At 46.4% G+C, this 24,884-nt stretch carries 25 protein-coding genes and 1 pseudogene; 16 read left to right on the top strand and 10 right to left on the bottom strand.

What is annotated here, in order from left to right:
• Positions 1-11: 11 nt before the first annotated feature.
• From F4X88_05665 to rlmB, 3 genes and pseudogenes are all read left to right on the top strand, one after another.
• Positions 12-251 carry a hypothetical protein gene (locus F4X88_05665; protein ID MYA55762.1) on the top strand — a complete coding sequence of 80 codons (240 nt, stop codon included), beginning with the start codon at positions 12-14 and terminating at the stop codon, positions 249-251.
• 185 nt (positions 252-436) lie between these two features.
• A pseudogene (locus F4X88_05660) lies at positions 437-1,309 on the top strand (site-specific DNA-methyltransferase).
• A 27-nt stretch (positions 1,310-1,336) separates the two neighbouring features.
• Positions 1,337-2,077, top strand: a complete 741-nt coding sequence (gene rlmB, locus F4X88_05655; GenBank protein ID MYA55761.1) for a 23S rRNA (guanosine(2251)-2'-O)-methyltransferase RlmB — start codon at positions 1,337-1,339, stop codon at positions 2,075-2,077.
• An 11-nt stretch (positions 2,078-2,088) separates the two neighbouring features.
• On the opposite strand, the gene F4X88_05650 is transcribed toward rlmB, so the two are convergent.
• On the bottom strand, positions 2,089-2,838 hold the full coding sequence (locus F4X88_05650) for a JAB domain-containing protein (protein MYA55760.1): 750 nt from the start codon (positions 2,836-2,838) through the stop codon (positions 2,089-2,091).
• A gap of 369 nt (positions 2,839-3,207) precedes the next feature.
• Here F4X88_05650 and F4X88_05645 point away from each other — a divergent pair, with 369 nt between their 5' ends.
• From F4X88_05645 to F4X88_05620, 6 genes are all read left to right on the top strand, one after another.
• Positions 3,208-3,555 carry an STAS domain-containing protein gene (locus F4X88_05645; GenBank protein MYA55759.1) on the top strand — a complete coding sequence of 116 codons (348 nt, stop codon included), beginning with the start codon at positions 3,208-3,210 and terminating at the stop codon, positions 3,553-3,555.
• A gap of 54 nt (positions 3,556-3,609) precedes the next feature.
• Positions 3,610-3,972: an STAS domain-containing protein gene (locus tag F4X88_05640; protein MYA55758.1), complete on the top strand. Its 363-nt coding sequence runs from the start codon at positions 3,610-3,612 to the stop codon at positions 3,970-3,972.
• A gap of 101 nt (positions 3,973-4,073) precedes the next feature.
• Entirely contained in the window at positions 4,074-4,835 is a 762-nt protein-coding gene (locus F4X88_05635; GenBank protein MYA55757.1) for a universal stress protein, read from the top strand.
• A gap of 86 nt (positions 4,836-4,921) precedes the next feature.
• Positions 4,922-6,433 carry a PAS domain S-box protein gene (locus F4X88_05630; protein ID MYA55756.1) on the top strand — a complete coding sequence of 504 codons (1,512 nt, stop codon included), beginning with the start codon at positions 4,922-4,924 and terminating at the stop codon, positions 6,431-6,433.
• Between the two features lie 52 nt (positions 6,434-6,485).
• Positions 6,486-6,905 (top strand): response regulator, encoded by a 420-nt coding sequence (locus F4X88_05625; GenBank protein MYA55755.1) that lies wholly within the window; start codon positions 6,486-6,488, stop codon positions 6,903-6,905.
• On the top strand, positions 6,902-8,092 hold the full coding sequence (locus F4X88_05620) for a SpoIIE family protein phosphatase (protein ID MYA55754.1): 1,191 nt from the start codon (positions 6,902-6,904) through the stop codon (positions 8,090-8,092). The genes F4X88_05625 and F4X88_05620 overlap by 4 nt, the downstream gene beginning before the upstream one ends.
• 19 nt (positions 8,093-8,111) lie before the next feature.
• Here the strand turns inward: F4X88_05620 and F4X88_05615 are convergent, their stop codons facing one another.
• On the bottom strand, positions 8,112-8,543 hold the full coding sequence (locus F4X88_05615; protein ID MYA55753.1) for an ATP-binding protein: 432 nt from the start codon (positions 8,541-8,543) through the stop codon (positions 8,112-8,114).
• Positions 8,544-8,561: 18 nt separating this feature from the next.
• A complete protein-coding gene (locus F4X88_05610) occupies positions 8,562-8,906 on the bottom strand; it encodes an STAS domain-containing protein (protein ID MYA55752.1) in 345 nt (114 codons plus the stop codon).
• 304 nt (positions 8,907-9,210) lie between these two features.
• Between F4X88_05610 and F4X88_05605 the strand changes: the two genes are divergently transcribed.
• The 5 genes from F4X88_05605 to F4X88_05585 all read left to right on the top strand — a co-directional run bounded on the left by F4X88_05605 (position 9,211) and on the right by F4X88_05585 (position 15,524).
• Complete coding sequence (locus tag F4X88_05605; protein MYA55751.1) at positions 9,211-11,511, top strand: 30S ribosomal protein S1; 2,301 nt, start codon at positions 9,211-9,213, stop codon at positions 11,509-11,511.
• 262 nt (positions 11,512-11,773) lie between these two features.
• Positions 11,774-12,898, top strand: coding sequence for a methionine adenosyltransferase (locus F4X88_05600; protein ID MYA55750.1), 1,125 nt, complete (start codon positions 11,774-11,776; stop codon positions 12,896-12,898).
• 41 nt (positions 12,899-12,939) lie between these two features.
• On the top strand, positions 12,940-14,202 hold the full coding sequence (locus F4X88_05595; GenBank protein ID MYA55749.1) for an adenosylhomocysteinase: 1,263 nt from the start codon (positions 12,940-12,942) through the stop codon (positions 14,200-14,202).
• A 97-nt stretch (positions 14,203-14,299) separates the two neighbouring features.
• Positions 14,300-14,530, top strand: a complete 231-nt coding sequence (locus tag F4X88_05590) for a hypothetical protein (protein ID MYA55748.1) — start codon at positions 14,300-14,302, stop codon at positions 14,528-14,530.
• 88 nt (positions 14,531-14,618) lie between these two features.
• Positions 14,619-15,524: a sugar kinase gene (locus tag F4X88_05585; GenBank protein ID MYA55747.1), complete on the top strand. Its 906-nt coding sequence runs from the start codon at positions 14,619-14,621 to the stop codon at positions 15,522-15,524.
• Here F4X88_05585 and lpdA read toward each other — a convergent pair.
• Positions 15,521-16,909, bottom strand: coding sequence for a dihydrolipoyl dehydrogenase (lpdA, locus tag F4X88_05580; GenBank protein ID MYA55746.1), 1,389 nt, complete (start codon positions 16,907-16,909; stop codon positions 15,521-15,523). The genes F4X88_05585 and lpdA overlap by 4 nt on opposite strands.
• Positions 16,910-17,179: 270 nt before the next feature.
• On the opposite strand from lpdA, the gene F4X88_05575 reads away from it, so the two are divergent.
• The gene (locus F4X88_05575) at positions 17,180-17,428 is read left to right on the top strand and encodes a hypothetical protein (protein ID MYA55745.1); all 249 of its coding nucleotides are present in this window, start codon (positions 17,180-17,182) and stop codon (positions 17,426-17,428) included.
• A 301-nt stretch (positions 17,429-17,729) separates the two neighbouring features.
• Here the strand turns inward: F4X88_05575 and F4X88_05570 are convergent, their stop codons facing one another.
• The 6 genes from F4X88_05570 to F4X88_05545 form a co-directional block, all read right to left on the bottom strand.
• Positions 17,730-18,506: a hypothetical protein gene (locus F4X88_05570; GenBank protein MYA55744.1), complete on the bottom strand. Its 777-nt coding sequence runs from the start codon at positions 18,504-18,506 to the stop codon at positions 17,730-17,732.
• A gap of 350 nt (positions 18,507-18,856) precedes the next feature.
• A complete protein-coding gene (locus F4X88_05565) occupies positions 18,857-19,510 on the bottom strand; it encodes a sigma-70 family RNA polymerase sigma factor (protein MYA55743.1) in 654 nt (217 codons plus the stop codon).
• Positions 19,511-19,688: 178 nt separating this feature from the next.
• Positions 19,689-20,759: a hypothetical protein gene (locus tag F4X88_05560; GenBank protein ID MYA55742.1), complete on the bottom strand. Its 1,071-nt coding sequence runs from the start codon at positions 20,757-20,759 to the stop codon at positions 19,689-19,691.
• Entirely contained in the window at positions 20,756-21,739 is a 984-nt protein-coding gene (locus F4X88_05555; protein MYA55741.1) for a WD40 repeat domain-containing protein, read from the bottom strand. Before F4X88_05555 ends, F4X88_05560 begins: the two co-directional genes overlap by 4 nt.
• Entirely contained in the window at positions 21,736-22,230 is a 495-nt protein-coding gene (locus F4X88_05550; protein MYA55740.1) for a hypothetical protein, read from the bottom strand. The genes F4X88_05555 and F4X88_05550 overlap by 4 nt, the downstream gene beginning before the upstream one ends.
• 66 nt (positions 22,231-22,296) lie before the next feature.
• Positions 22,297-22,851, bottom strand: coding sequence for a hypothetical protein (locus F4X88_05545; GenBank protein ID MYA55739.1), 555 nt, complete (start codon positions 22,849-22,851; stop codon positions 22,297-22,299).
• Positions 22,852-23,184: 333 nt separating this feature from the next.
• On the opposite strand from F4X88_05545, the gene ggt reads away from it, so the two are divergent.
• A complete protein-coding gene (ggt, locus tag F4X88_05540) occupies positions 23,185-24,795 on the top strand; it encodes a gamma-glutamyltransferase (GenBank protein ID MYA55738.1) in 1,611 nt (536 codons plus the stop codon).
• Positions 24,796-24,884 lie beyond the last annotated feature (89 nt).

Raw genomic sequence — 24,884 nt, 5'->3', positions numbered from 1 at the left:
AAGGGGAAGCCATGAAAGCATCAGAACTGTTAGCAAAAGCCAAATCGGGATACGCTATTCCTTGCGATTTATGTGATGAGAAAATCCCAGCGAATGACATTTTGGGATTTGTGTTTAAGTTGGGAGCACTCGCGCCGCGCATGGGAAACGCAAACGTCGGTGATATTATCTGCGTTAAATGCCAAACTGCAGATCCAGATATTAATATTGAACCGCGCGGACCAGATGTTAAATTCGTTCGCGGGAACTAACTGACAGCCGGTTCGGGAGGAGGCACTGCGAAGTCGACCACTTGGTATGTTTGTCACCTCCCTACCTTAGGTTTTCTGTAGCATAGCCTGTTAGGCTGTGCTACCGTGTATCCGTTCAGAAAAATCGTCTCTGTGATATTTATTTTCAGAAATGGTATTACTTAAGCTGCCAGTTGGAGGGACTTATGTTTGAAAAAAAGAACAACTTAGGAAGAATAGATAACACCAAAGAACGGAAGGTTAAAAATCGAAAAGAAAAAGAGGTAGCACGCGGGAAGCATTATTATGCTAACTCTCATAATTTTAATAAGAAAATTAACCCATTGCCAGCCGAATTTACCGATAAAATTATCTGTGGCGATTCGCAAGTCGTTCTTAAGCAACTACCAGACAATTGCATTGACCTCATTTTTACTTCACCTCCCTACAACTTTGGTTTGGATTATGAGGATACCGAAGATGCTTTTGCGTGGGACTCTTATTTCAAGGCTTTGTTTAGTATCTTTGATGAGTGCATCAGAATTCTGAAATATGGTGGACGTATGATCGTTAATGTCCAACCCCTATTTTCAGATTATATTCCAACGCATCACCTCATTTCTCAGTACTTTATGCGAAAAAAACTCATCTGGAAAGGTGAGATTTTATGGGAAAAAAACCACTATAACTGTAAGTATACCGCTTGGGGAAGTTGGAAAAGTCCATCAAGTCCTTATCTCAAATATACGTGGGAATTTTTAGAAGTCTTTTGCAAAGGGTCTTTGAAAAAGTCAGGCGATCCAAAAAATGCTGATATTGATGCTGATTCATTCAAAGAATGGGTTTCGGCAAAATGGACAATCGCGCCAGAACGGAACATGCACAAATTCAAACATCCTGCGATGTTTCCAGAAGAATTAGCGAATCGAGTGCTGCAACTCTTCAGTTTCAAAGGGGATGTTGTTCTTGACCCTTTTGCGGGAGTTGGAACAACTTGCCTCTCAGCACTTAAACTCCAACGTCCGTACTTGGGGATAGACATTTCGTCTGAATATTGCCAAATTGCCGAGGATAGGTTAAGAATCTTACTTTGCTCACACAACAATATGTCCGAATACATTGTTGGTAGAAATCCAGTTATAGAACATCTAAAGCGTGGGACGCAAGCCGTGGAAAAGATCTGGATTGCCAAGGGGAATACCCACTCGCGCATCCAACATATCGTTACAATGGCAGAAGAAGCGGGGGTCCCTATAAAACACTGCCCACGCCGCGAACTGGATAGGCTTGAGCCATCTGTGCCACACCAAGGCGTTATCGCCTTGGTGAGTCCGGCGCGTTACGACGATCTGTCATCAATACTCGCGAAAATAGAACGCAGTGAACACAACGCGCTGTTAATTATATTAGATAACATTCAAGACCCAAGAAACCTTGGAGCGATTCTCCGCACTGCTGAGGCTGTGAATGCCGATGCCGTTATCATTCCCAAAAATCGTGCTGTCGGCATCACAGCAGCTGTGCACAAAGCATCAGCGGGGGCGTCTACGTATATGCCCATCGTCAAAGTGACAAACATAGCGCATACCATAGACACCCTTAAAAGCGAGGGAATATGGGTCGCCGGTGCCGCCGAGAATGCATCTTGTCTATATACGGATACTGACTTTAAAGTGCCATTGTGTCTCGTCTTCGGAAGTGAAGGTAAGGGACTCCGACGACTTGTCAAACAGAAATGTGATTATCTGGTTCACCTGCCAATGTTAGGCAAAATTGATTCGCTGAACGTTTCAGTTGCAGCAGGTGTGCTGTTATATGAAGTAATTCGGCAACGCGATGTGAAATGAATCAGCGCGCTTCAAATGAAGTTTTCTTCCTTCAGACTAACAAAAATCCCGTCGCCGATAATAATGTGATCCAACACTTTTATTCCAATCTGATTTCCAGCCTCAATCAACTGTTTTGTTGCCCGAATGTCCTCTTGGCTCGGCTGAGGATCTCCAGATGGATGATTGTGAACAAGGATAATTGAATTCGCTGACTCCTCGATAGCGAACCGAAAAATTTCGCGTGGGTGAAAAACACTGGCGTTGAGCGTGCCTTCAAAGACGGTTCCTTCTGACAATAATCTTTTGCCCCAATCCAAATCCTCACTCAGATCACCCGTGATGCCTTTGGTTGTCACACCACCCTTGGTGTCAAGGCAAAGGACGCAAACAATTTCTTTCTGTAGGTACCGCATTCTGGACATCATCAGATCTGCGACATCCGCTGGAGATGTAATTTTATCGCGCTCGGCGTGGAAACGTGCTAATCGTTTGCCGAGTTCAAGTGCCGCGACAATCTGTGCAGCTTTCGCTTCACCAACACCTTTAATTTTCTCAAATTGTTTGGACCTGTGATCCGCCATCCGCTTCAAATCACCTTCAAATGCCATGAGAATCTGTTCACCGAGTTGGATAGCGGTCGTTCCTTGGAAACCACTTTTAAGAATGATAGCCAAGAGGTCAGAGTCCCTCAATGCCTCCGGCCCATGTTTCCGAAGTCTTTCACGGGGACGTTCATCTTCGGGAAGGTCCTTAATTCGTATACGGTCTGGGTCGTACATTGCTTTCCTTTCTATTAATAGAAATTCGTCAACATTATACTCTATTTCAGCATTAAAAACAAACAAAATCCGATTGCATTTCACGGGAATTGCGTCCCCATTTTCCGCGAAAAATATAAGGAACATGGGTCAATAGTGAGTCGTTTTCCGCGTAGGTGAACTGCTGTCCTTAAAGTTGAAGAAAATTTCAAAATTGAAGTTTAAAGTTGAAAAAAGTTTTAAAATTGGAAAGAGCCACTCTTTTTGGCAACATTTCACAAAATCAAACGGGTATCCAATTTGCAGGTTGACAAATATTTTTAAATAGTTTAAAATTGGAAGTGTGAATTGAAATTTCAATTTTCCAGCAAACAACAAAAGGAGACAACCATGGCAACCACGATTCGCCAGAAAGATGGTGTTGCAATCTTAGAACCGAGTGGAAAAATAATGGGAGCCTCAGTATCGGAATTACGAGAGGCAATTACCTCACAGATCGATGCCTCCGATGAGCCACGCATTCTCATTAATTTCGATCGAGTCAACATGATGGATAGTTCGGGTCTCGGCACGCTGATGGGGGCACATGTAGCCGCAACGCGAAAGAAAGGGCGTATCGGTGTCATCAACGTCGGAACAAACATTAAAAATCTGATTGTCCGCAGTCGGCTTGTCAGTATCTTTGAGCATTTTGATACCGAGGACGCTGCAGTTTCGGCGCTGTCAAGCGAGAGTTAAAGGTCATGATTGGAACACCCATCCGTGACTTAAACGCGCAGTAGCATTAGGAGTATGTACACTATGGCAATCACCGTGTCTGAGAAAGAAGGGGTCGTTATTTTCAGACTGAGTGGCAGAATTATCACCCCAGGGGTCAAAGAGGTTTCGGAGACCGTAGAGGAGGCACTTGCAGTGCGCTCCTCACCCCCGAGAGTCGTGTTTGACTTCAAAGAAGTAACGGGAATGGACAGTTCTGGGCTTGGTGTCCTTATGAAAGTCTATTCCGACATCCATCCGCGCGGGGGGAAAATAGCAGTGATTAATGTCAACAAACATGTCAAGAACCTCATCGTCATGGCGCGCTTAATCACCGTCTTTAAAAACTTTGAGAGCGAAGAAGATGCTGTTGCTGCCTTGCTGCAGCACGCCGAGTGAGATTCAGACTAATCTTAGTTTTATTGTAGCGGAGGTGCTTTGCTAACGTCGAAAACCTCTCAGTAAAGTCCTACTGCCTCGCATCTATAAGGGAATGTCTCATGATAAAAAATATCCTCGTTGCCATCGGCGATACGGATTACGAGAAAAATGCCTTTGAGTACGCTGGACAACTCGCAGTCCTTTTAGGAACACATTTATCGTGTGTTTTCTTTCAGGACAGCCAGCACGGTGGAAACGCTGATGTCGCAGAGACTGTCATCCGTCGAACCGAGACGGAATGCTCGCTCTACGATTTCTTAGATTACCACGTTGAATCTGTCGCTGGCAATCCACGGCAGATGATCTGCGAAAAAGCACATTCTGCCGACTTGGTGGTTGTTGGGCTTCCTGAAGATATAAGAAAGCGTCGCCTCAAACTTATCCAGAGCCAGATCGACGACGTGCTGCTCCACATCACGAGACCTATTATTGTGGTGCACGAACAATGCACACTCTTGCGGAAAATACTCGCTGTCCATCATGGAGACACCTATTCTGATCATGCCTTAGGACTTGTCGCCGAAATCGGGGAGTTAACAAAAGCCGGGATATTGGGACTCGCTCTTTCAAGCACACAGCAGGAAGCAACCCAGATTAAGCAGCAGATGGAAGCATATTTGGAATATTATGATGTTCAAGCCGACTTCCTCGCTGCTCGTGGCTTTACGGTAACAAACATCTTGGAAAACGCAGAAGAAAATGATTGCGATCTTATTGCATTGAGCGCGAGTCATCATGGAAGATTGTACGAGCTTGTTTTCCAAAGCACTACCCAAAGTGTTGTAAAAGTTGCAAACCGGGCAGTTCTCGTAACAACATAGATTTACGGGACGCACGAGATGCTCTTACCTTTCATTTTGTCGAAGTAAACAAGAAGCGTAAAGACACTACTCGCACGCACATATTAATGGGTGAAATCATGGAACCTTGGCATTTTTTACGGATTTCCACGGATATGTTCGGGCTTATCAATTGGGGCGGCGGATTCGCTGCTCTCAACTACTCCGTCTGGGAAGAAATCCTCGGATTCACACGATTAGAACTTCAAAACTCCCAATGGTCCGCATTCATACATCCGGAGGATCGGGAGGAAATGCTTACCGAGATCGAAAAGGTGAAAACAGGAGAACGCGATGCTGTTATCTTTGAAAATCGATTTCAGCATAAAGACGCGTCTTACAGATGGCTAAGATGGCACATAACATCGGATGGTGAAAAACAATGCTATTACGTCGTCGCAACAGATATAACACCCCGAAAGCAGTTAGAAGCAAGATTGAAAGAGAGTGAAACCCGATTCCAGCAATTGGCGGCGAAACATGTCCAAGAAGCTGAGTTGTTGCATACTCTGATGGAAAATACCCCTGACCACATCTATTTCAAAGATACAGAGAGTAGATTTATACGAATCAATCGTTCTTTAGCAGATCGGTTCGGTTTAAGAAATCCCGTAGAGGCAGTCCAGAAAACCGACTTTGACTTCTTTACCCGTGAACACGCCCAACAGGCATATCAGGATGAGCAGGATGTCATTGAGTCTGGGAAACCCATTGAGGCGAAACAGGAAAGGGAGACCTGGCCCAATGGACAGGATACATGGGTATCAACGACTAAAGTCCCGATTCGGGATAGAGAGGGCCGTATCGTAGGAACATGTGGTATTTCACGCGACATAACTGAGTACTATCGTGCCCAACAAGCCGTTGAGTACGCAAGCCGTGCCAAAAGTGATTTCCTCGCAAACATGAGCCACGAACTACGCACGCCTTTGAATGCAATCATTGGATTCGCTGAAATTCTACGAGATGAACTCGTCGGCAGCATTAACGCCGAGCAAAAAGAATGCATTAATGATATTCACATTAGCGGCGAACATTTGCTGGAAATGATCAATGACATCCTTGACCTTTCAAAGATCGAAGCCGGAAAAATGGCACTTCAATTAGAGACGTTCTCTATTGTTGAAGCCGTCGAGGAAGTCAACGCTATTATCACTGCACTCGCTGTAAAGAAGGATCTCGACCTTACCTTGAGCTATAACCAGAATGGTATGATTGAAGCCGACCGAGTTAAATTCAAGCAGATTTTCTATAACCTACTCTCCAATGCAGTGAAATTTACCCCAGAAGGCGGTAAAGTAGCAACGCAACTGGAAGTTGGAACCACGGAACTGCGAGCTGAAGTTATTGATACAGGTATAGGTATCTCCGAAGCCGATCAGGCGAAACTCTTTGCCCCGTTTACACAAATTGATACGTCAAAATCTCGGCGGTACGGTGGAACAGGCCTCGGGTTAGCCTTGACGCATAGGCTTATCATGTTACACGGTGGCGAGATTAGTGTGACAAGCCGAGAAGGAGAAGGGAGTAATTTCGCGCTGAGCGTCCCCCTTCAACGCCCTGCAACAATTAAAGTGTAAATTTAAAACTTCGGTTCATTGCATAACTGCTGGCTTAAATAAAAGGCAACCTGTGAAAACTGAAAAACCACCCCCAGCCGAAGAACAGGCAGAAACGCAAAAGCGGATCTTGGTGATTGAAGACCAAGAGTTGAACCGCAAAGTTGTGCGGATTGTCCTGCAATCAAAGGGGTATACAGTCGTGGAAGCGACTGATGCTACGGAAGCACTCGCAAGTTTGGAAGACGCAATACCACAACTTATCCTCATGGATATTGCCTTACCCGGACAAAGCGGCGAAGATTTAACAAGACGCATTAAGGCGAATCTTGCATGGGTAGATATACCAATTATTGCACTCACAGCCGCAGCCATGTCTGGGGACAGGGAGCGCATTCTTAAAGCTGGGTGCGATGATTATCTCAGTAAACCTATTGACATCAAAGTTTTGATGGAGCGTGTAGAGACTCACATCAAGGGGACAAACAAATGAATGAGGAAGTAATATCTGAGCAGCAAGAAGGGGCGAAAATCCTTGTTGTTGATGATGAACCCAAGAATGTCAAAATTCTCCAAATTCAACTCAACGCACGAGGCTATACAGTCTACACAGCTGCAGATGGGCTTGAGGCACTTGATACCGTCGAAAAAGATATGCCAGATCTCATCTTGTTGGACATCAACATGCCGAGAATGGATGGGTTTGAAGTCGTCAAACGGATCCGAGCGAATGAGGCTACCGAATTCATTCCAATTGTGATGATAACCGCTCTACGGGACACCCGCGAAAATCGAATTAAGTCCATTGAAGCAGGTGCCGATGATTTTATTGAGAAGCCTTTTGATAGTTTAGAAGTCCTCGCCCGGGTGCGTTCCCTCTTGCGAATTAAACACTACCAGGATACACTCGCAGCGTATAACACCCGTTTGCAAGAAGAACTCCAAATGGCACGAAGTATTCAAGAAATCCTTATTCCTCAGAATGGTGTGCAGGAATTGTCGGGGTTCCGAATTGCTTCACACTGCCGTCCTGAAATGGCAGTCGGTGGAGATTTTTTCGACATCTGGGAAATCGCACCCAATCGACTCGGGGTTTTTATTTCTGATGTTATGGGACATGGGGTTTCAGCGGCTTTTGTAACAGTCTTCATTAAAACAATTTTGGCGGAATTCCAGCAACAAGTCGAAGATAATCCAGGGTATCTGCTTGAAATACTAAACACCCGTTTTAATGATTTGATTAGTTCACGACTGTTCATGTTTGCAACAGCCTTTTGCGGGATCATTGACTTGGATAAGGGCGCACTCATCTGTGCAAACGCCGGGCATTCATTCCCATTTTTGTACAACACCCATCAACAGACATACCAAGCCGTTGGCGATCAACACACAGGAAATGGGTTAGGCATTTGGCGAGATTCAGTTTATGAAACGATACATTATCCATTTGATGGGGCTAGTAGAATGTTCCTTTATACCGATGGTGTTTACGAAGCTAAAAACCCACAAGGCGAGGAATTTACAGTAGATCGCCTCCAAAAATTGGTGTGTACATACGAAAAAGAATCCGCAGCAGGACTCATCACCACCGTCTCGGAAGCGATTGATGCCTTCACCGACAACTGCCCGAAAGACGACGATCTAACACTGATCGCGATTGAAGTTTCAGGGGGAGATTAAATTTCGATATCTCTCGGTTTTAAAAACGAAAAACCACGCGAACATCGGTTCCACCTGACGCATTCGTTTGCATTTCGTGCATATCCGAGAGAGATTTAGCGATGAAAATACCGTGTCCGCTCTCATTGTTTGGGGAACGGTTCATCTCAATCTCCGACAGTCTTTCATGTGTTAGCCAACTCTTTTTCCCCGCAGCCCGCGTACCCGTATCCCTTACTAAAATTTCAAGGGCATCTGTATCAATACTGATACACAATTTAACGCCAACTGTAGCATTAACCGAGCCATGATGTACTGCATTGCTACAGACTTCGTCAAGCACAAGTTGAATGTCTGCTACGCGTTTTCTGGAGAATCCGAGGCTTTTTGCGAGGTTGCCAACAAATCCCCGAACAGGCTCTATATAAAAGGCAGCACTCGGAATTTGAAGTTGAATATCTGCTTGCGCCATGTACTAAATTTACTTTGCTTAAAACGCGGCGAGTGCACTGTTTTCTGATTCGTAGATTTCGACGACACTGGATGCCCCGATGAGATTAAAGGTCCGTGTTAAGTTGTCCGCGAGTGCACAAATTTTAAGGTCGCCACCACTTTGGCGAAGTCGTTTTGCAACACCTACCAAAGCACCTACAGCTGTGCTGTTTATATGACTCACTTGACTCAGATTCACAACAACCTTCTCGACTTTCTCCGCTAAGAGTCCTTCAAGCATCTTCCGTAAATCGGATGCTGCGTAACTACTCAAGTCTGTTTTTATTTCAATTATTTTGATACCGGATTCCTCTCGGAGTTTCATTAATTTTGTCGAATCCATAGAAATCACCTCCCATAGATTAAAGCCAGTCCTAACTCAAGGAACCGTTCTTAAATTCTATCTTAAATCCAGAAAAAAAGCAAGCAAAATTCTGTGTTTGAACCCCAAATCGCAGAGATATTTTCCAATCGCAGGTCTTTCTGAGAGTTAAATCATATCAATAAAAAAAATATTGTTGATTTTCTTTCTGCATTTATGATATACTATTATGCAACCGATTTGAAAGTGCCAAAAGCACTTTGAATATAAGGAGGAACTGGCGGATTAACGCGGTTGTGCGTTTTTAAATGGACCAGGTATCTTAATGAACAACGAACAGGCAAATACAAATGCGTCCACTGTTGATGTGGAAGAGGAAAAACATTCAACTGAGGGTTCAGTTGAAGTGAATCAGGAAGTAGCCAGCGAGACAGAAACTTCAGAAGTTGCAGAAGCCGCTTCTGCAACCAACGTAGACGCTGAGGAGCATGAAGAAGTCACGGACACTGAAGTGGAAGCGACTGCTGGCGACGCTGATGTTGAAGAGGCAACAACGCTTACTGATGAAAGTGCCCCCGAAGAGGCAGCAGTGGCTGATAGCGAGGCTGAAGAAGCAGAAGCAGCCGCTGATGAAACCCTACCTGAAGAGGGCAGAGAAGTAGTCGCTGCGGATGCTGAAGAAACAGTAGCACCCACTGAAGAAACCCCCTCGGAAGAGGTAGCGATGGAGGCAGCACCGGAAGAACCCGCGGAATCAATGAGTCCGGAATCTCTTGAAGAAGCGTATGATAATTCGATCAAAGCGTTTACAGATGGCGAAATTGTTAAAGGCGTCGTCGTAGATGTCAATCGCGATGAAGTCATGATTGACATCGGCTTTAAGTCCGAAGGTTATATTCCGGCATCTGAATTCGATGCTGGACAAAACGATTTGCCTACTGTTCAGGTGGGCGATGAGATTGATGTCTATATTGTGCGGCGTGAAGACTCTGAAGGACAAATAGTTCTTTCGAAAAAGATCGCCGATCAAACACTCATTTGGGATGAAATTGCGACCGCGTACGAAGCAGGTACACCCGTTATGGGACGTATCAGCGAACGGATTAAGGGAGGGCTGCGAGTCAACGTTGGATCCCTCCGAGGTTTCTTACCGGCTTCGCAAGTTGAATTGCGCCCTATCCAGAACCTTGAACAGTATGTAGGACAAACGCTTGAAATGAAGGTTATCAGCCTGAGTAAACGGCGGCATAACATTGTTCTGTCGCGGCGTGCTTGGTTGGAAGCCGAACTCGTCCAGAAACGCTCAGAAGTGCTCAACACACTTGGGGTTGGTCAACAGGTGAAAGGCGTGGTAAAGAACATCACTGCTTTTGGGGCTTTTGTTGACTTGGGGGGCGTTGATGGGTTACTTCACAAGACAGATATGGCGTGGAAACGGATACATCATCCATCTGATGTCGTCTCTGTTGGAGAAGAAATCGAAGTCCAGGTCATCGGTATCAACCAAGAAAATGAGAAAATTTCCTTGGGCTTGAAGCAGAAAACTCCCGATCCATGGACAGACATTGAGGCAAAATATCCGGTTGGCGCCACGGTCCGGGGTGTTGTTGTTAATATCGTCAATTATGGGGCGTTTCTACAACTCGAAGAGGGCGTTGAAGGCTTAATTCATGTCTCTGAGATGGCATGGACCCGCCGTAACGTTGCCCCATCCAGGATCGTCAATAAGGGTGATGAAATTGAAGCCGTTGTCCTGGAAATCTCAAGGGACGACAAACGTATTTCACTTGGGTTGAAGCAGCTGCAACAGAATCCTTGGGAACTTTTGGAAGAGAGATCCCCTGTTGGCAGTAAGATCACCGGGCGTATCCGAAACTTAACGAGTTTTGGGGCGTTTGTTGAAATCGAACCGGGAATTGACGGTTTAATCCATACCTCAGATCTCTCATGGACGAAACGGGGCGTTGCAGCCAATGATGAATTAAAGGAAGGCAGTGAGATTGAGGTAGTCGTATTACAGATTGACGCCGCTGAACGTAGAGTTTCATTGGGACTCAAGCAGACACAGCCCGATCCATGGGCAGAAGTACCCGAAAAATACAAGGTCGGTTCTGTTGTCCGAGGTAAAATTGTCAATCTTACGAGTTTCGGAGCGTTCACCAAGCTTGAGGAAGGTATTGAAGGCTTAATTCACATTTCTGAACTCGCCGACCGACGGATTGAAAAACCAGAAGAAGTGGTTTCTGTAGGCGACGAGTTAGATTTGAAAGTGATTAATCTGTCTTCAAAAGACCGACGGATCGGATTGAGTTTGAAAGCACTCCTTGCTGAACAAGAACGCGCTGTGACATCTGAAGAAGAACAGCCAGCAAGAACGAGATCCGAGCGACCCCCTCGATCACGACGCGAACGGGAACCGAGACGGCAAATGCCAGCACGCGAAGAGACTGTCACCACATTAGGGGCATTGCTCAAAGAGGAAATGGGTAAGTCGAACGCGGAGAATCCTGAAAACACTGAAAACGTTGAGAGTGTGGAAAGTTCTGAGGACGTTGAGAACACTGAAAACGTTGAGAGTGTGGAGGGTTCTGAGGACGTTGAGAACACGAAGAACTCTGAGAATTAATGTTTTTCGTATCTTCATCCCAATTAAATCCAAGCTTTTGGAGCAGAGGCGAAAATATAAGGCGAAAAAATCTCGCTACGGCGTGTGTCTACATTTTTAAAATGTAGGGGCGGGTTTTTGCGCGTTCATTTTCGTTATTTCACCTGCCTGGGTGGGCATATTGCCCACCCGTCCTCTCTTGCACGAAAGGTTGGATGAGGCACAAAGCCCTTGCTCCACACGGTGGAGCGAGAGTAAATACGTAGGCTTAGGAGACGTGGAATTGAGCAAGAATTTTCTTTTTACGTCCGAATCCGTCACTGAAGGACACCCGGACAAAATCGCGGACCAGATTTCTGATGCCGTACTTGATACCATATTCACAACCGATCCAATGGCGAGAGTCGCTTGTGAAACCTTGGTTACAACAGGACTTGCCATCATTACTGGTGAAATCACAACTACAGCAAACTACGATGCCCAACAAATCGCACGGAAAGTACTAACTGATATTGGTTATACTGATATTGAATATGGCTTTGATGCCGAACGAAGTGCCGTATTGAGCATCATTGATAAGCAATCACCTGATATAGCAATGGGTGTGAACCCTGGCGGTGCAGGCGATCAAGGATTAATGTTTGGATACGCATGTACCGAAACACCAGAATTGATGCCACTGCCGATTACCCTTGCACATCAATTAACACAGCGTTTGGCTAAAGTTCGCAAAGATCGTACCCTCCCCTTTATCCGTCCCGACGGGAAATCTCAAGTAACAGTAGAATATGTTGACAGTAAACCTAAGGCTGTCACTACAGTTGTCATTTCTTCACAACACGATCCTGACGTGGCGGATAGCGAGCTGCGTGAAGCGATTATTGAAGAGGTTATCAAAGAAATTATCCCTGAAAATCTCCAAAGTCCAGATATTAAATATCATATCAATCCAACCGGACGTTTTGTGACCGGAGGACCCCAAGGTGATGCCGGATTAACCGGACGAAAAATTATCGTTGATACATATGGCGGGATGGGACGGCATGGTGGAGGCGCGCTTTCTGGGAAAGATCCTACCAAAGTAGATCGGAGCGCGGCTTATGCAGCACGACACGTTGCTAAGAACCTCGTTGCCGCAGGGCTCGCAGAACGCTGCGAAATTCAAATTTCCTACGCAATCGGTAGAAAAGACCCTATCTCTGTCATGGTGGATACGTTTGGTACTGGCGATGCAGAGACGCTCACTAAACTTGTCAATGCACACTTTGATTTAACACCCGCGGGCATCATAGAACGGCTGAAATTACGCCAGCCTATTTATCAAAATACTGCCGCCTATGGACATTTCGGACGTGAAGAACCCGGTTTTACTTGGGAAGAAACCGACTCCGTTGAAAAACTTCGGTAAATTGGAAAAATTGAAAATACCCATAAACAAAAAGGATACTAATGAACTACGATATAAAAACAACCGAGCTTGCACCAGCCGGTAAACAACGCATCGCCTGGGCAAACCGGTTCATGCCCGTTTTGGATTCCATCCGGGATCGGTTTCAAAATGAACGACCCTTAGAAGGATTGAGAGTAGCAGCGTGTTTACACGTTACAACTGAAACAGCCAACTTAATGAAAACCCTGAAGGCGGGCGGAGCCGAGGCGGTTGTTTGTGCATCAAATCCACTCAGTACGCAGGACGACGTTGCCGCATCTCTCGTTGTTGATGAGGGAATTGGCGTTTTTGCTATTGACGGAGAGGATATAGAAACCTTTTACAAACACATTGATGCCACTCTTGAGACGCGACCAGCAGTCACCATGGACGATGGGGCTGATCTCGTTTCAAGACTTCATTCTGAAGAAACGAATCCAGCTTTAGTAGAGCAAGTCGTTGCAGGAACAGAAGAAACAACAACCGGCGTTATCCGACTCAAAAGTATGGCAACCGAGGGCGTGTTGAGATATCCGATCATTGCTGTCAACGACGCACGAACAAAGCATTTTTTTGATAACCGATACGGCACCGGACAAAGCACATTAGATGGTATTATCAGAGCGACGAATCTGCTCATTGCTGGAACGACGGTTGTCGTTGCAGGCTATGGGTGGTGTGGTAGAGGCGTTGCGAACCGGGCGCGCGGTTTAGGCGCGAACGTCATTGTAACCGAAGTCGATCCATTAAGAGCATTAGAAGCCGTGATGGACGGATTCCGGGTCATGCCGATGCAGGAGGCAGTCCAGGAAGCGAATTTGGTCATAACGCTTACAGGGGATATTCACGTCTTACGCAAGGAACATTTTGAAGTGATGAAAGATGGCGCGATTATCGCGAATTCCGGTCATTTTGATGTTGAGATTGACATACCGGCGTTAGAGAAATTGAGCGTTGATAAAGGAAGCGCGCGTCCCTATGTAGATGTCTACACCTTCGAAGATGGCAGGAAACTCTATCTTGTTGGTGAAGGCAGATTGGTAAATCTCGCTGCTGCTGAAGGGCATCCGGCAAGTGTCATGGACATGAGTTTCGCGAACCAAGCATTATGTCTTGAGTACATCGCCCAAAATCAGGATAATTTTGAGAATCGTGTATATGATGTCCCTGAATCTATAGATGAAACCGTAGCACAACTCAAGTTGGAAGCCTTCGGTGTTGAAATTGATACACTCACGGCAGAACAGGAAAAATACCTCAACTCGTGGGAAATGGGAACGTAAAAAAGTTGTAAAGTGTATCTAAAGTTGGGAAGTGAACTAAACTTGATTGTGGCATCAACTTCTTCTAAAACTTTAGCACACTTTGAAGGAAGTCCCTATGAAGAAATCAGAGATTTTGGAGGGAGTGATATTACTCCTATCGGCGGTGCTATTGTTACCGATCTGGATGGCATCCTCCCAACAGATGCAACTTCCACCGACCTTGCTAAAAGTGTTGAGTTTCTTGCAGTATCCAGTCATTATTGTGCTGAGTGTTATTTTTATTCGTCGACTGCGACGGGTTATCCGCGCACTACGCGAAAACAAAAATAGACCGGGACCTTTTTAAGAAAAGCGAACGTGCAGCGATGGGCGCGATTTAGAGACCGGCGTGCCTGCAAAACGCGCCTTTACGCAGAAGGAGATGAGAATTTAGAATGGGAGTCTTAGTCGTTGGCACGGTCACCTTAGATACCGTAGAAACACCCAGTAAACGCGTGGAGGATGTCTTGGGCGGTTCCGGGGTCTACGCTGCCGTCGCCGCCAGTTTTTTTGGCAACCCTGTTCGGCTTATTGGAGTCGTCGGGACTGATTTTCCACACGCTTACACAGATTTTCTCGACACCCGAGGCATTGACCTTCAAGGATTAAAACGGGTAAACGGCGGCAAATCCTTCCGATGGGGTGGGCGTTACACCGACGACTTTAACGTGCGCGATACGCTGTTTACGGAATTGAATGTTGTCGGTGATTTTCAGCCCGTTTTGCCTGAAACCTACAAAGAAACCTCCTACCTCTTTTTGGCAAATAACCCGCCCGGTTTACAATTGAGCATTATTGAGCAGGCAACCCAACCGAAACTGATTGTCTGTGACACGATGGACTTCTGGATTAATGAAGAGCGGGAGGCTTTGGAAGCACTCTTAGCGCGGGTGGATATTCTTATCCTGAACGACAGTGAGGCACTTTTATTAACAGGTGAGTCTAATTTGATGCGAGCCGCACAGATAATCCTACGCCGGGGTCCAAAGCGAGTTATCATTAAGAAAGGGGAGCACGGGGCAATCAGTGTGACGGAATCATCTTTTTTCAGTGTGCCAGCGTATCCCCTCACACAGGTGGTTGATCCGACGGGTGCTGGTGATAGTTTTGCTGGGGGTATGATGGGGTATCTCGCCTCTATTGAAGACACGTCCGAAAAAGCGATACGCAGCGCAATGGTATATGGAACCGTTGTTGCCTCTTTTAATATTGAAGGTTTCAGCATCAGCCGACAAAAAGATGTCCAGTTTTCAGAGATTTCATCGCGATACTGTGAACTTCAAGAAGCCGTCCGTTTTTAGTGTAGACTGTGAATCGCTCTGTCATACGCTGCTTCAGCGGATTCCATCACCATTTCTGCGAGGGTTGGATGGGCATGCACCGTCCCTGCTATGTCCATCGCAGTCGCGCCCGTGCGAATCGCGACAGCAGCTTCATGAATAAGGGTTGAAGCATGGGCACCAACGATATGGACGCCAAGGATGTCCCCGCTATCGGCATCAGAAACCGTCTTAACAAACCCGTCTGTCTCGCGGAGTCCTAATGCCTTCCCATTCGCAGCGTATGGAAACCGTCCTATCTTTACTTCGTAACCCTCATCCGTCGCCTCTTTTTCTGTCATACCGACGTGCCCAATCTCAGGTAGCGTAAAAACACACCACGGGATGACCTGATAATCCATCTCGACAGTGTCACCGAGACAGTTTTGTGCTGCTATCTTTCCCTCTGCCGATGCAACGTGTGCCAACAGATACCGGCTCGCCACGTCTCCAACGGCGTAGATACCCGCAACGTTCGTCTGCATTCGAGCGTCTACGACAATTTTCCCGCCCTCTGTCCGAACGCCAACCTTTTCTAAACCTATCCTGTCTGTGTTGTAACGCCTCCCAATCGAGACGAGCATCTTTTGTGCGATCAATTCTTCGCCGGATTCAAGCACTGCTGTGACACCCGCATCCGATTTTTTGACATGAGTCAGTTTCGCACCTGTGTGGATGGTGATACCTTTCCGTTTCATGAAAAGTTGGATATGTCGGATAACTTGAACATCTTCAGTTGCCAAAATTGTAGGGAGGAGTTCCAACACAGTCACGTGGCAACCGAGGGCATTAAAGATGGAAGCGAATTCACAGCCTGAAACGCCGCCACCAACGATCAGTAGGCTTTCGGGGAGTTCTGTGAGATTGAGGATACCTGTTGTCGTCAAGACTTGGTTTTCGTCAATTTCAAAGACAGGTGGTTCTGCAGGTTCAGAACCTGTCGCAATAATAATATTTTTTGCGTCTAATTGTTCGGTTGTTCCGTCAGGTTTGCTGACGACAATCGTATTTCTGTCAATAAGTGTCGCTGTTCCGTTGAAGGTATCAACCCCATTTGCCTTCAGCAGTTGCGCAATGCCTCCTGTAAGTTGCTGGACCACCGAGGTTTTATGGGACAATACTTGAGGATAGTCAATTGTTGCGTCGCCATTGATATTCACACCGAAAAAGGATGCTTCTTGGACCTGTGTTGCTAAGTTAGCAACCGCAAAAAGCGTTTTCGTTGGGATACACCCGCGATTCAGGCAAGTCCCACCCCACTCTCCCTTTTCTATCAGGCAGACGCTGCCGCCACGTTGCGCCGCTTTAATAGCTGCGACGTAACCCCCTGGTCCGCCACCGATAATTCCGACGTTGTATGTAGCCATAACCGCTCCTATTTTAACCCAACTTACCAGTTTGTAGCGTAGGAAACCGTTAGTCTTCTGTGCATCTTCCTGCCGAAAACGGCACGGAATACACCAAGTTTTTCGCAAAAATGACGAGATGTATTTGATTTTATAATGAAGTCCGAAAATAAATGCACACCTCCACCCTCTGGTAGGCGAGATTTTCTAACATCGCCGATGCGAAATGTATAAGTAATTCCGAAATCTACTATAACACGAAAGGTGGAGGGTTGTCAAATTCCGACCTGAATGAACCGCTCAAAGACGATCTGTGTGCCATTGGGCGACCAGTCGGGGCAGCTGACCCTATCTCACCATCCCACACAAAACACAATCTTCGCCTCTATGGAAGTCGTCGCACCGGCGAACAAGAGCAGGAAACTCGCCAAGCAAAAACGGATTGTTCGTGAAAGCACGGTTGTTTTAGAGAGTTCATTGTGTGCCTCCTTCTGCACAGGGAATGCTGTGGGAAACCCGCGGCATCGCTTGTTCCATTAACTGTTGCACCGATTCCATACCACCCTCCATTATAGTCGCCCAGATCGTTGTGTATGTTCGCGCGTGCCCGGGCAACTGCCTGATGCACTGTATACCAATGATAACCTTGTATACGCTCAAATTCAGAACATGATGCAGAGGCGAAAACGCTCTGGTAACCGCCACTGTTGTTGTGGTCACCGGAACTTGGGGGTAAAATTGTGATAGACATGGTTAATACACAGACAATGGTGAAAACACGGGAAAATCTAATAAACATTTTTTCCTCCTGTAACGTTGCTATTTTCAGGACTGTGCTTTTCTAATATCCGTTATCTCGGAGATTCAGAAATTGATACGGGTCAAAACCCGCATCATCAATGTCAATGACTTCTAAGTTTGTTGGGATATTTCCAGTTCTGAAGGCTTCAGAGGTTAATTCTGGACCCTTGTAGCCTCCGATTTGTGAGAAAGAAGAAAGGACACTTCCATCTGGGAGTTCAGTTTCTTTCCACCGGACATAGACGACATCGTCGTAGTGCGGATAGACTTTCCCATCGTAAGTGCTCCCGCCAACGATGCCGCGGTCTCCCTGCTGCCACAATTTGACCAGAACTCTATCTATGAGTTCAATATTTCTTCGAGCTTCATCTGGGAAATCCGAGAGGATGTAGGGCTCCCGGACCCAAATGGGTTCACCGAAATAATCGAAGGGCACTTCTGGGTAAGGTCCATAACCAAAGGGAGAGGCAGGCGTATCTTTGAAGACCTGTTCTTCCTCGGATAGAAAATCGTCGGGTAGGAATGCATCTGACAGATCAATAGGTGCTGCATCGTCACTCGATGATCCATCCGTTTCGTCGGTTTCCATGAGTGTTGCCGCGTGTTCAAAGTCTATCGCGCCTGTATCTACGGTGTCTTGTGTCGTGTACGTCTCATTCTGATTCTCGCGTTGCTGTAACAACGCCTCTGATTGTGCCAGTTCAGCATCCGTAGTGCGTCGGATATGCCAATGATAGAACAAGCTGCTGCCAACAATTAGCACGCAGAAAATGAGTGAGGCGAGAACCACTCGGCTTGAGAGTATATGCTGCAACATGATCTGACCTCCGGATTATTGTTCATCTGAAAATGAGCGTTCAATGTTAGTTGGCACCAATTTGAAAAACTTTCATCTTCCCTTATCTATTAATATAGACATGAACTTGAAAAAGTTAAGGCCCAATTTACGTTTTTTCGCAGAATTTTTAGAAATTTATGCAATTTTCTTGTTTTTTTCATAACGTCTGAAAATTTGTGGAATATGGACGTGATTCTAACTCAATGTTTAGTTTTGGAACGACCCAAAAAAGAAAAAAGGCGATTGTGTTCCAGTCTCCCTGGTATCCACAATCGCCCCTATATGTGTAGTGTGATGATTTCCACGATAGTGTGAACCTCCGAAAATTGTTATTCCGCCAAACCCAGGTGTCGGCCTGCGTTTGTCAGTTTCAGGGTTACCTGTTTCACCAGTTGGCTGACACGCGCTTCAGAGATCGTCAACGCCTCAGCAATCTCGCAATTCTGTTGATTCTCACGAAGGCAAGCGAAGATTTCTCGTTCGCGGGGTGTTAGTATTTTTAGGAGTTTCGGCAACGCAGTCGCAAAACTGATGTCCCGAACGAGTGCCGTCTCAAATTCAGCGTGAGCGTCTGGCACCTCCCACAACCATCCGATGTCCTGATTGCCTTCAGTTTCAGTATCTTCGGATGAATCCCATGTGCCTTCAAAAATAGGATGTTCGCGATGGCTATGGGTGAGTTCCCGTTTTTTCCCATCCGTCAAGGCTCCACAGATACGCGGGCGAATAAAGGTCCCGAAACTCGCGCCACTCTGATGTATTGGATTGAACGCAGGTCCCTTTTCGATGAGGGTTAGGGAAGCGACTTGGAATAAGTCGTCTCGGAGGTCGAAACGTTGCGGGGCAGCGGACGCTATGCACGCCGCACATCGGCGCAAATCTGGTAAGAGCGGTTTTACCATTTCATCAGTAGGACGAAAAAATCCTTGATGTATGTAACGCGGGCATTTTGTGCCTTTGGATTGATGACATCTCAATGTCATGAATTACCCTCCTCTTTGAGAAAAATACGAGTTCTGCATCCATTGAATATTGGTGAGACACCAAATATTCGCTATGATGAATCTATTATACTTTATTTAACGAAAAAAAGCCAAAACTAAAATCAGAAACTTTCACGTTTCAATAAGAGAACTCTCTTGAGTTTTCAGACTTTTCACTTTAGTAGTCAGTCTTCTTGAGTTCGCCCCAGAGCGTACTCAACTTTCCGTGTGGTGAAACGGATAAAGAGCCTTCAGTCCAATCGGGCCACGTCTCATCGCTCGGCTCACGTGTCAAACGTTTCAGACTCCGTGTCTCGAGCCCATAACGATAGAGGTTATAATTTGGGTTCGGTTTATCCTTTAACATCAGTGAGATGAGAAGCGCACGATCATTCTCCATCCAACACGTACTTGTACTCATCCAATTGTTTCCAAGTCTGTCATTAATATCCGTTATTTCCTGTTTCCCGCCGCCGATCCGTTGAATAATGAGTTTCTCGACATCCCCCTTCTCAAACCATTTGGATTCAGAAAAGAGGATACGTTGTCCATCTGCCGACCAGCGAGGGAAGTACCGCAACGTGAGGGGTCCATTGCGTGGTGGATCTCGGAGAACAGGGCGTTGGTTCTGTCCGTCCGCGGACATCACGTAGATGGTTTTCGGGACGATCCCGTTTTCAATGTCAATGAACCGCTCAAAAACGATCTGTGTGCCATCTGGGGACCAGTCGGGTGCTGCCGAATCTGTCTCACCTTCAATACCTGTTATTTGCCTGACAGTGCGCGTCGCTACTTCTATGACGAAGATCTCCCAACTTTCGCTACGCGTACTTGAAAAGGCGATGTGTTGGCCATCTGGTGACCAGGACGGATCTGTATCGAGGACATTGTTATGGGTGAGGCGTTGCGGGTCTGTTCCATCTGCGTTCATGACGAACACTTCCGCCGTGGTTTGGCTCTTCGTTTTGTCCAAGTATTTGGTAAAAGCGATCCGCTTCCCATCGGGTGACCAGCGGGGATACCGGTGTGTCGCCTGCGTGCTGTGCGTGAGCCTGCGTCTGCGGGAGCCGCCATCGTTCATAACGTAAATATCATCATCGACACAAAACACGATCTTCGCCTCTATTGAAGTTAGATCCCCGGCGAGATAGAACAGACAGCACGTAAAGAAAAACCTTATTATTCGTGAAAGAACAGAGGTTTTTAGACAGTTCATTATGTTCCTCCTTCTGTCCGGTGAAAGTTTCATTTTAAATCGTCTGTTTTCAACGCGCCCCAGAGTGTTGTAATTCGGTCGGTCGGTTCAACGGCGTATGCCGTGTTTGTCCAATCGAACTCTGGCACGCCGCCCCCAGGTAGTTTCTCAAAAACCCGTTCTTGGGGGGCCCCGGAAATAGGCACGGCGGTATTCTGAAATGATTGGAAATTCTTAGTGAAAATCGTGTAAATGAGATACTGTCCATCCGGGGACCAGGACAAGCCCCACCAGCCAACCGCGTCCTCTGGAATGTCTTTCACTTTTATGTGTGCCACCGGTTGCAGGCTTGCCAGGGAGAGAATGCTCAGATGGTTTTCGCGAGGGGCGGGCCAAAAAGCGTGAGCGACCGCGATTTTTTGACCATTAGGTGAGAGCGCGGGAACCGTCCCCGTCCTTGAGACCCGTAAACTCTTGCCGGTGAACGGATTCAACAGAAAAACCTCGGAGACGGTGGCATAGGCAATTTCCCTGCCATTTGGTGACCACTCGACGTTAGAGGCAGACACGTGTTTTAACAGGGTTGCTGCGGGAAGGTTGCGTTGGAGTTCACGATGTGGAATGAGATAAATGCCCCGAGCCTCCGGTGGATCTAAGAGTGCCGTGGTAAAGGCGACATCTCCGTTTTTTGAGATAGCGACATCGGAAATCCCATCAAACAAGCCTTTTGTGAGGTTACGTGTTTTTCGACGAGGCTGCGTTCTATCAAAAAGGTGGATGTCCGCGACTATCCCTCTGAAAGAAATGAAGACGAGGAGGGACCCTCCTTTTTGCACGGAAAATTTCCCAATTGCTTCTACGGGGTCTGAAAAAATCTTGTGGGCGGCGCGGGGATCCTCTACGTGTGTCATCCAGAGTTCGTCGAAATGCTCAGGATGTCCAAAGATAACTTCCCCAGTAAGTTCCGCTTGTGTTGTTGCAAATGGAAGCAGCACCGTGAAACAAAGATAGAAACTGATGAAAACGTATTTCATGGTTTCTCCTCTTGTCCTGATGGGATTTTAGCGGGGAGGTCCATTTCCATAGGGAATTCACCTAAGTCAATCATTTTTATCTTGCCTTGCCGTGAAAAGTGGGGTGGTTTGCCAAAATTATAATGGATTTTTATATGGGGCTGGTCGAGTCGCTTGAGGTATCTCAACTCCTTGTCGAGTTCATCAAGTTGCGTTTCTAATGTTTGGATCAGTGCTGGAATTTTCTGGATCCTTTCCGTTTCTGACTCTGTTAGCGAACGTGGATTTGGATTCGTCCACACCCCTGTTGCTTGATAGGAAATATTTGGATCGATTTTCCACACTTTTCCGCCTATTGTCACCTTTACAGCCGCCTTCTTATTATGTTTTTCAAGAAAAAACGAATGAGATGTGGATGAGAGCGAAGTGCCCTCATCCTGTTTACACCCTGGCTGCCAGAAGAGACTCAAGGTGATAATGAAAAGAGTTGCTACGATACGGATGTAATACATTAGATTAGCATCTCCTTGTACGTTGTGTGAACTTTTATCTCGTTCCTGTGATATGGATATAATCCATTAAATACCTGTTACATCACACCTAACACTCACCCGAGTCCCGTCGTGCCCAAATGCTGCAGAGGCCCTCATAGCCTTACCACCAGCTAGATTTGCAGGGATGGTATTGCTATCCGATACGGTCACGGAGTTTACAGGGTGATTCCGCCCCACCATAATGTCATGCCCTTGTCCGACTCTAGCTTTATTGGGAACCTTAACCCAGGCATTGGCTCTTCCATTGAGATTTGTGTCCACAATTTGGCTTGTAGCGTCTGCATAATAATAGGCTACCAGTTGCTGATTCGCGTCTGTGTAAACAGACAGACCTGTATAGATACCAACGTAACCAATCCGATTTCCATTATCATCGTGCATATATCCATTCAGCCAAACGGCTGCTGTTCTATTTTCCACATCTACAAACACATTCTCATATTTCTCTTTAAGATTGTCACTTGCTGAAGGGTCTACCCGGGGTGCTCCGATGGCTTTTGAAAGCATCATACTCGCAAGAACGAATCCACCAATCAGCAGTGCTATCGCGAGTCGGGTTTTGGATTTGATTTTTCGCATTTTCGTTCTCCTTTTTTCACTTGTGGTGCTTGCGTGTAGTCCACAAAGCGGGTTAGCAATTATTACTTATGTAGAGTCGAAGCCAACTCGTTCCTATCTACATTTCGTTTGGAGAAGGTTTTGCCTTCCCTTATCTATTAATATAGACATGAAACTGCAAAAGTTAAGTCCTAATTTGCATTTTTGACAGAATTTTTAGAAATTTTCGTAATTTTTTTCAATTTTTTCCTGAGAATTCCTAAAAATCTGTGAAATATGGACGGAATTCTCCACATTTGACAAAAAACATGGGGTGTGCTACAGTGATATCAGTCTGAAAGTAGGAGAAGATAGATGTTTGATGGGTACTCCCCAAACCAATTTGGACCTGGACGTTCAGCTGTCATCTGCCAACACGGGGCAGTTGCGACGAGTCAACCGCTCGCAGCGCAGGGTGGGTTGCAGATTTTACAGAAGGGTGGAAACGCCGTTGATGCAGCGGTTGCGACTGCCGCAATTCTTAACGTTGTTGAGCCAATGTCAACCGGCATCGGCGGCGATGCCTTTATGCTCGTCTATCAACCCAAAGAGGGGGTAATTCGCGGTTTAAATGCGAGCGGTAGAGCACCTTATGCCGCAGAGCCAGAAGTCTTTACCAAGCAGGGATTGATGAACATTCCTGCTTTTGGGAGTATGTATCCCGTCACTGTCCCTGGGACAATTGACGGATGGGCAACACTCCTCGACGAATGCGGAACAATGTCGCTATCAGAGGTCCTTCAGCCTGCCATCAATTACGCGGAAAAAGGATTTCCTGTCAGTCCACAGATTAGTCTGGCGTGGCAAGAAAGTGCGCAGATGTTGGCGCAGCATCCTGACACAGCACGGACATACCTCCAGAATGGAAAGGCACCGACACCCGGGGAAATCTTTTATCAACCAAACCTTGCACGGACATTTCGGTTGATCGCAGAAGGCGGACGCGATGCCTTCTATCAAGGGGAAATTGCTGACAAAATCGTGAAATTCTCCGATGAAAACGGAGGTTTATTTACGCAACGCGACTTTACTGAACACACGTCAGATTGGGTAGAACCGATTTTTACTAATTATCGAGGCTACGATGTTTATGAAATACCCCCAAATGGACAGGGAATCGCTGCACTCCTCGCACTCAACATCGTTGAAGGATTTGAACTCGAAATGATGGGGCATAACAGTCCTGAACATTTACACCATGCAATTGAGGCAATGAAATTAGGATTTGCAGACCTCTACGAATACGTGACGGATCCGACGTTTGTGGATGTCCCAGTAGACGGACTCTTGTCCAACGATTATACAGAAAGCCAGCGAGAGCGCATCTCACCGGAACGAGCAAACGAGCAGTCAAGCCCAGGTATGCCAATAATGGGAAGCGATACGGTGTATCTCTGTGCGGTTGACAGCGAACGAAATGTCGTCTCTTTTATCAACAGTCTCTTCGCGGGTTTTGGTTCAGGGTTAGTTGCTGGAGACACGGGAATTATGTTACAAAATCGAGGCGCGGGTTTTTCGTTGAGTCCCGACCACGCGAATTGTATTGCGCCACATAAACGCACACTGCATACGATTATCCCTGGCATGATTGCGCAAAACGGAGTGCCCTTAGTCACCTTTGGTGTTATGGGAGGACAGATGCAAGCACAAGGACATTTACAATTCGTATGCAACCTGGTGGATTTCAATATGGACGTGCAAAACGCATTAGACGCACCTCGGTTTCGCGTGATGGATGACTCGCGGATTATGCTGGAGGCAGGCATTCCAATGAATGCACAAGCGGCTTTGGCACAAAAAGGACATCATATCATACCCGGAAACACTTTTTTTGGGGGAGGACAAGCAATTTTCATCAACCCATCCTTCGGCACGCTGATCGCAGGTTCAGATCCAAGACGAGATGGGTGTGCTGTCGGCTATTGAGGCAAGAGGATTTTTTTGACTTTTGGCTTAAATTAGGGTATAATATTAAAGTGAACAGACGGTTTCGGCTCAAAGATTGAGGACTGAAC

Source organism: Candidatus Poribacteria bacterium (genome assembly GCA_009839745.1).
Taxonomy (GTDB): Bacteria; Poribacteria; WGA-4E; order WGA-4E; family WGA-3G; genus WGA-3G.
The sequence above is the reverse complement of the archived record's forward strand: the minus strand, read 5'-3'. Positions and strand labels throughout refer to the sequence as shown.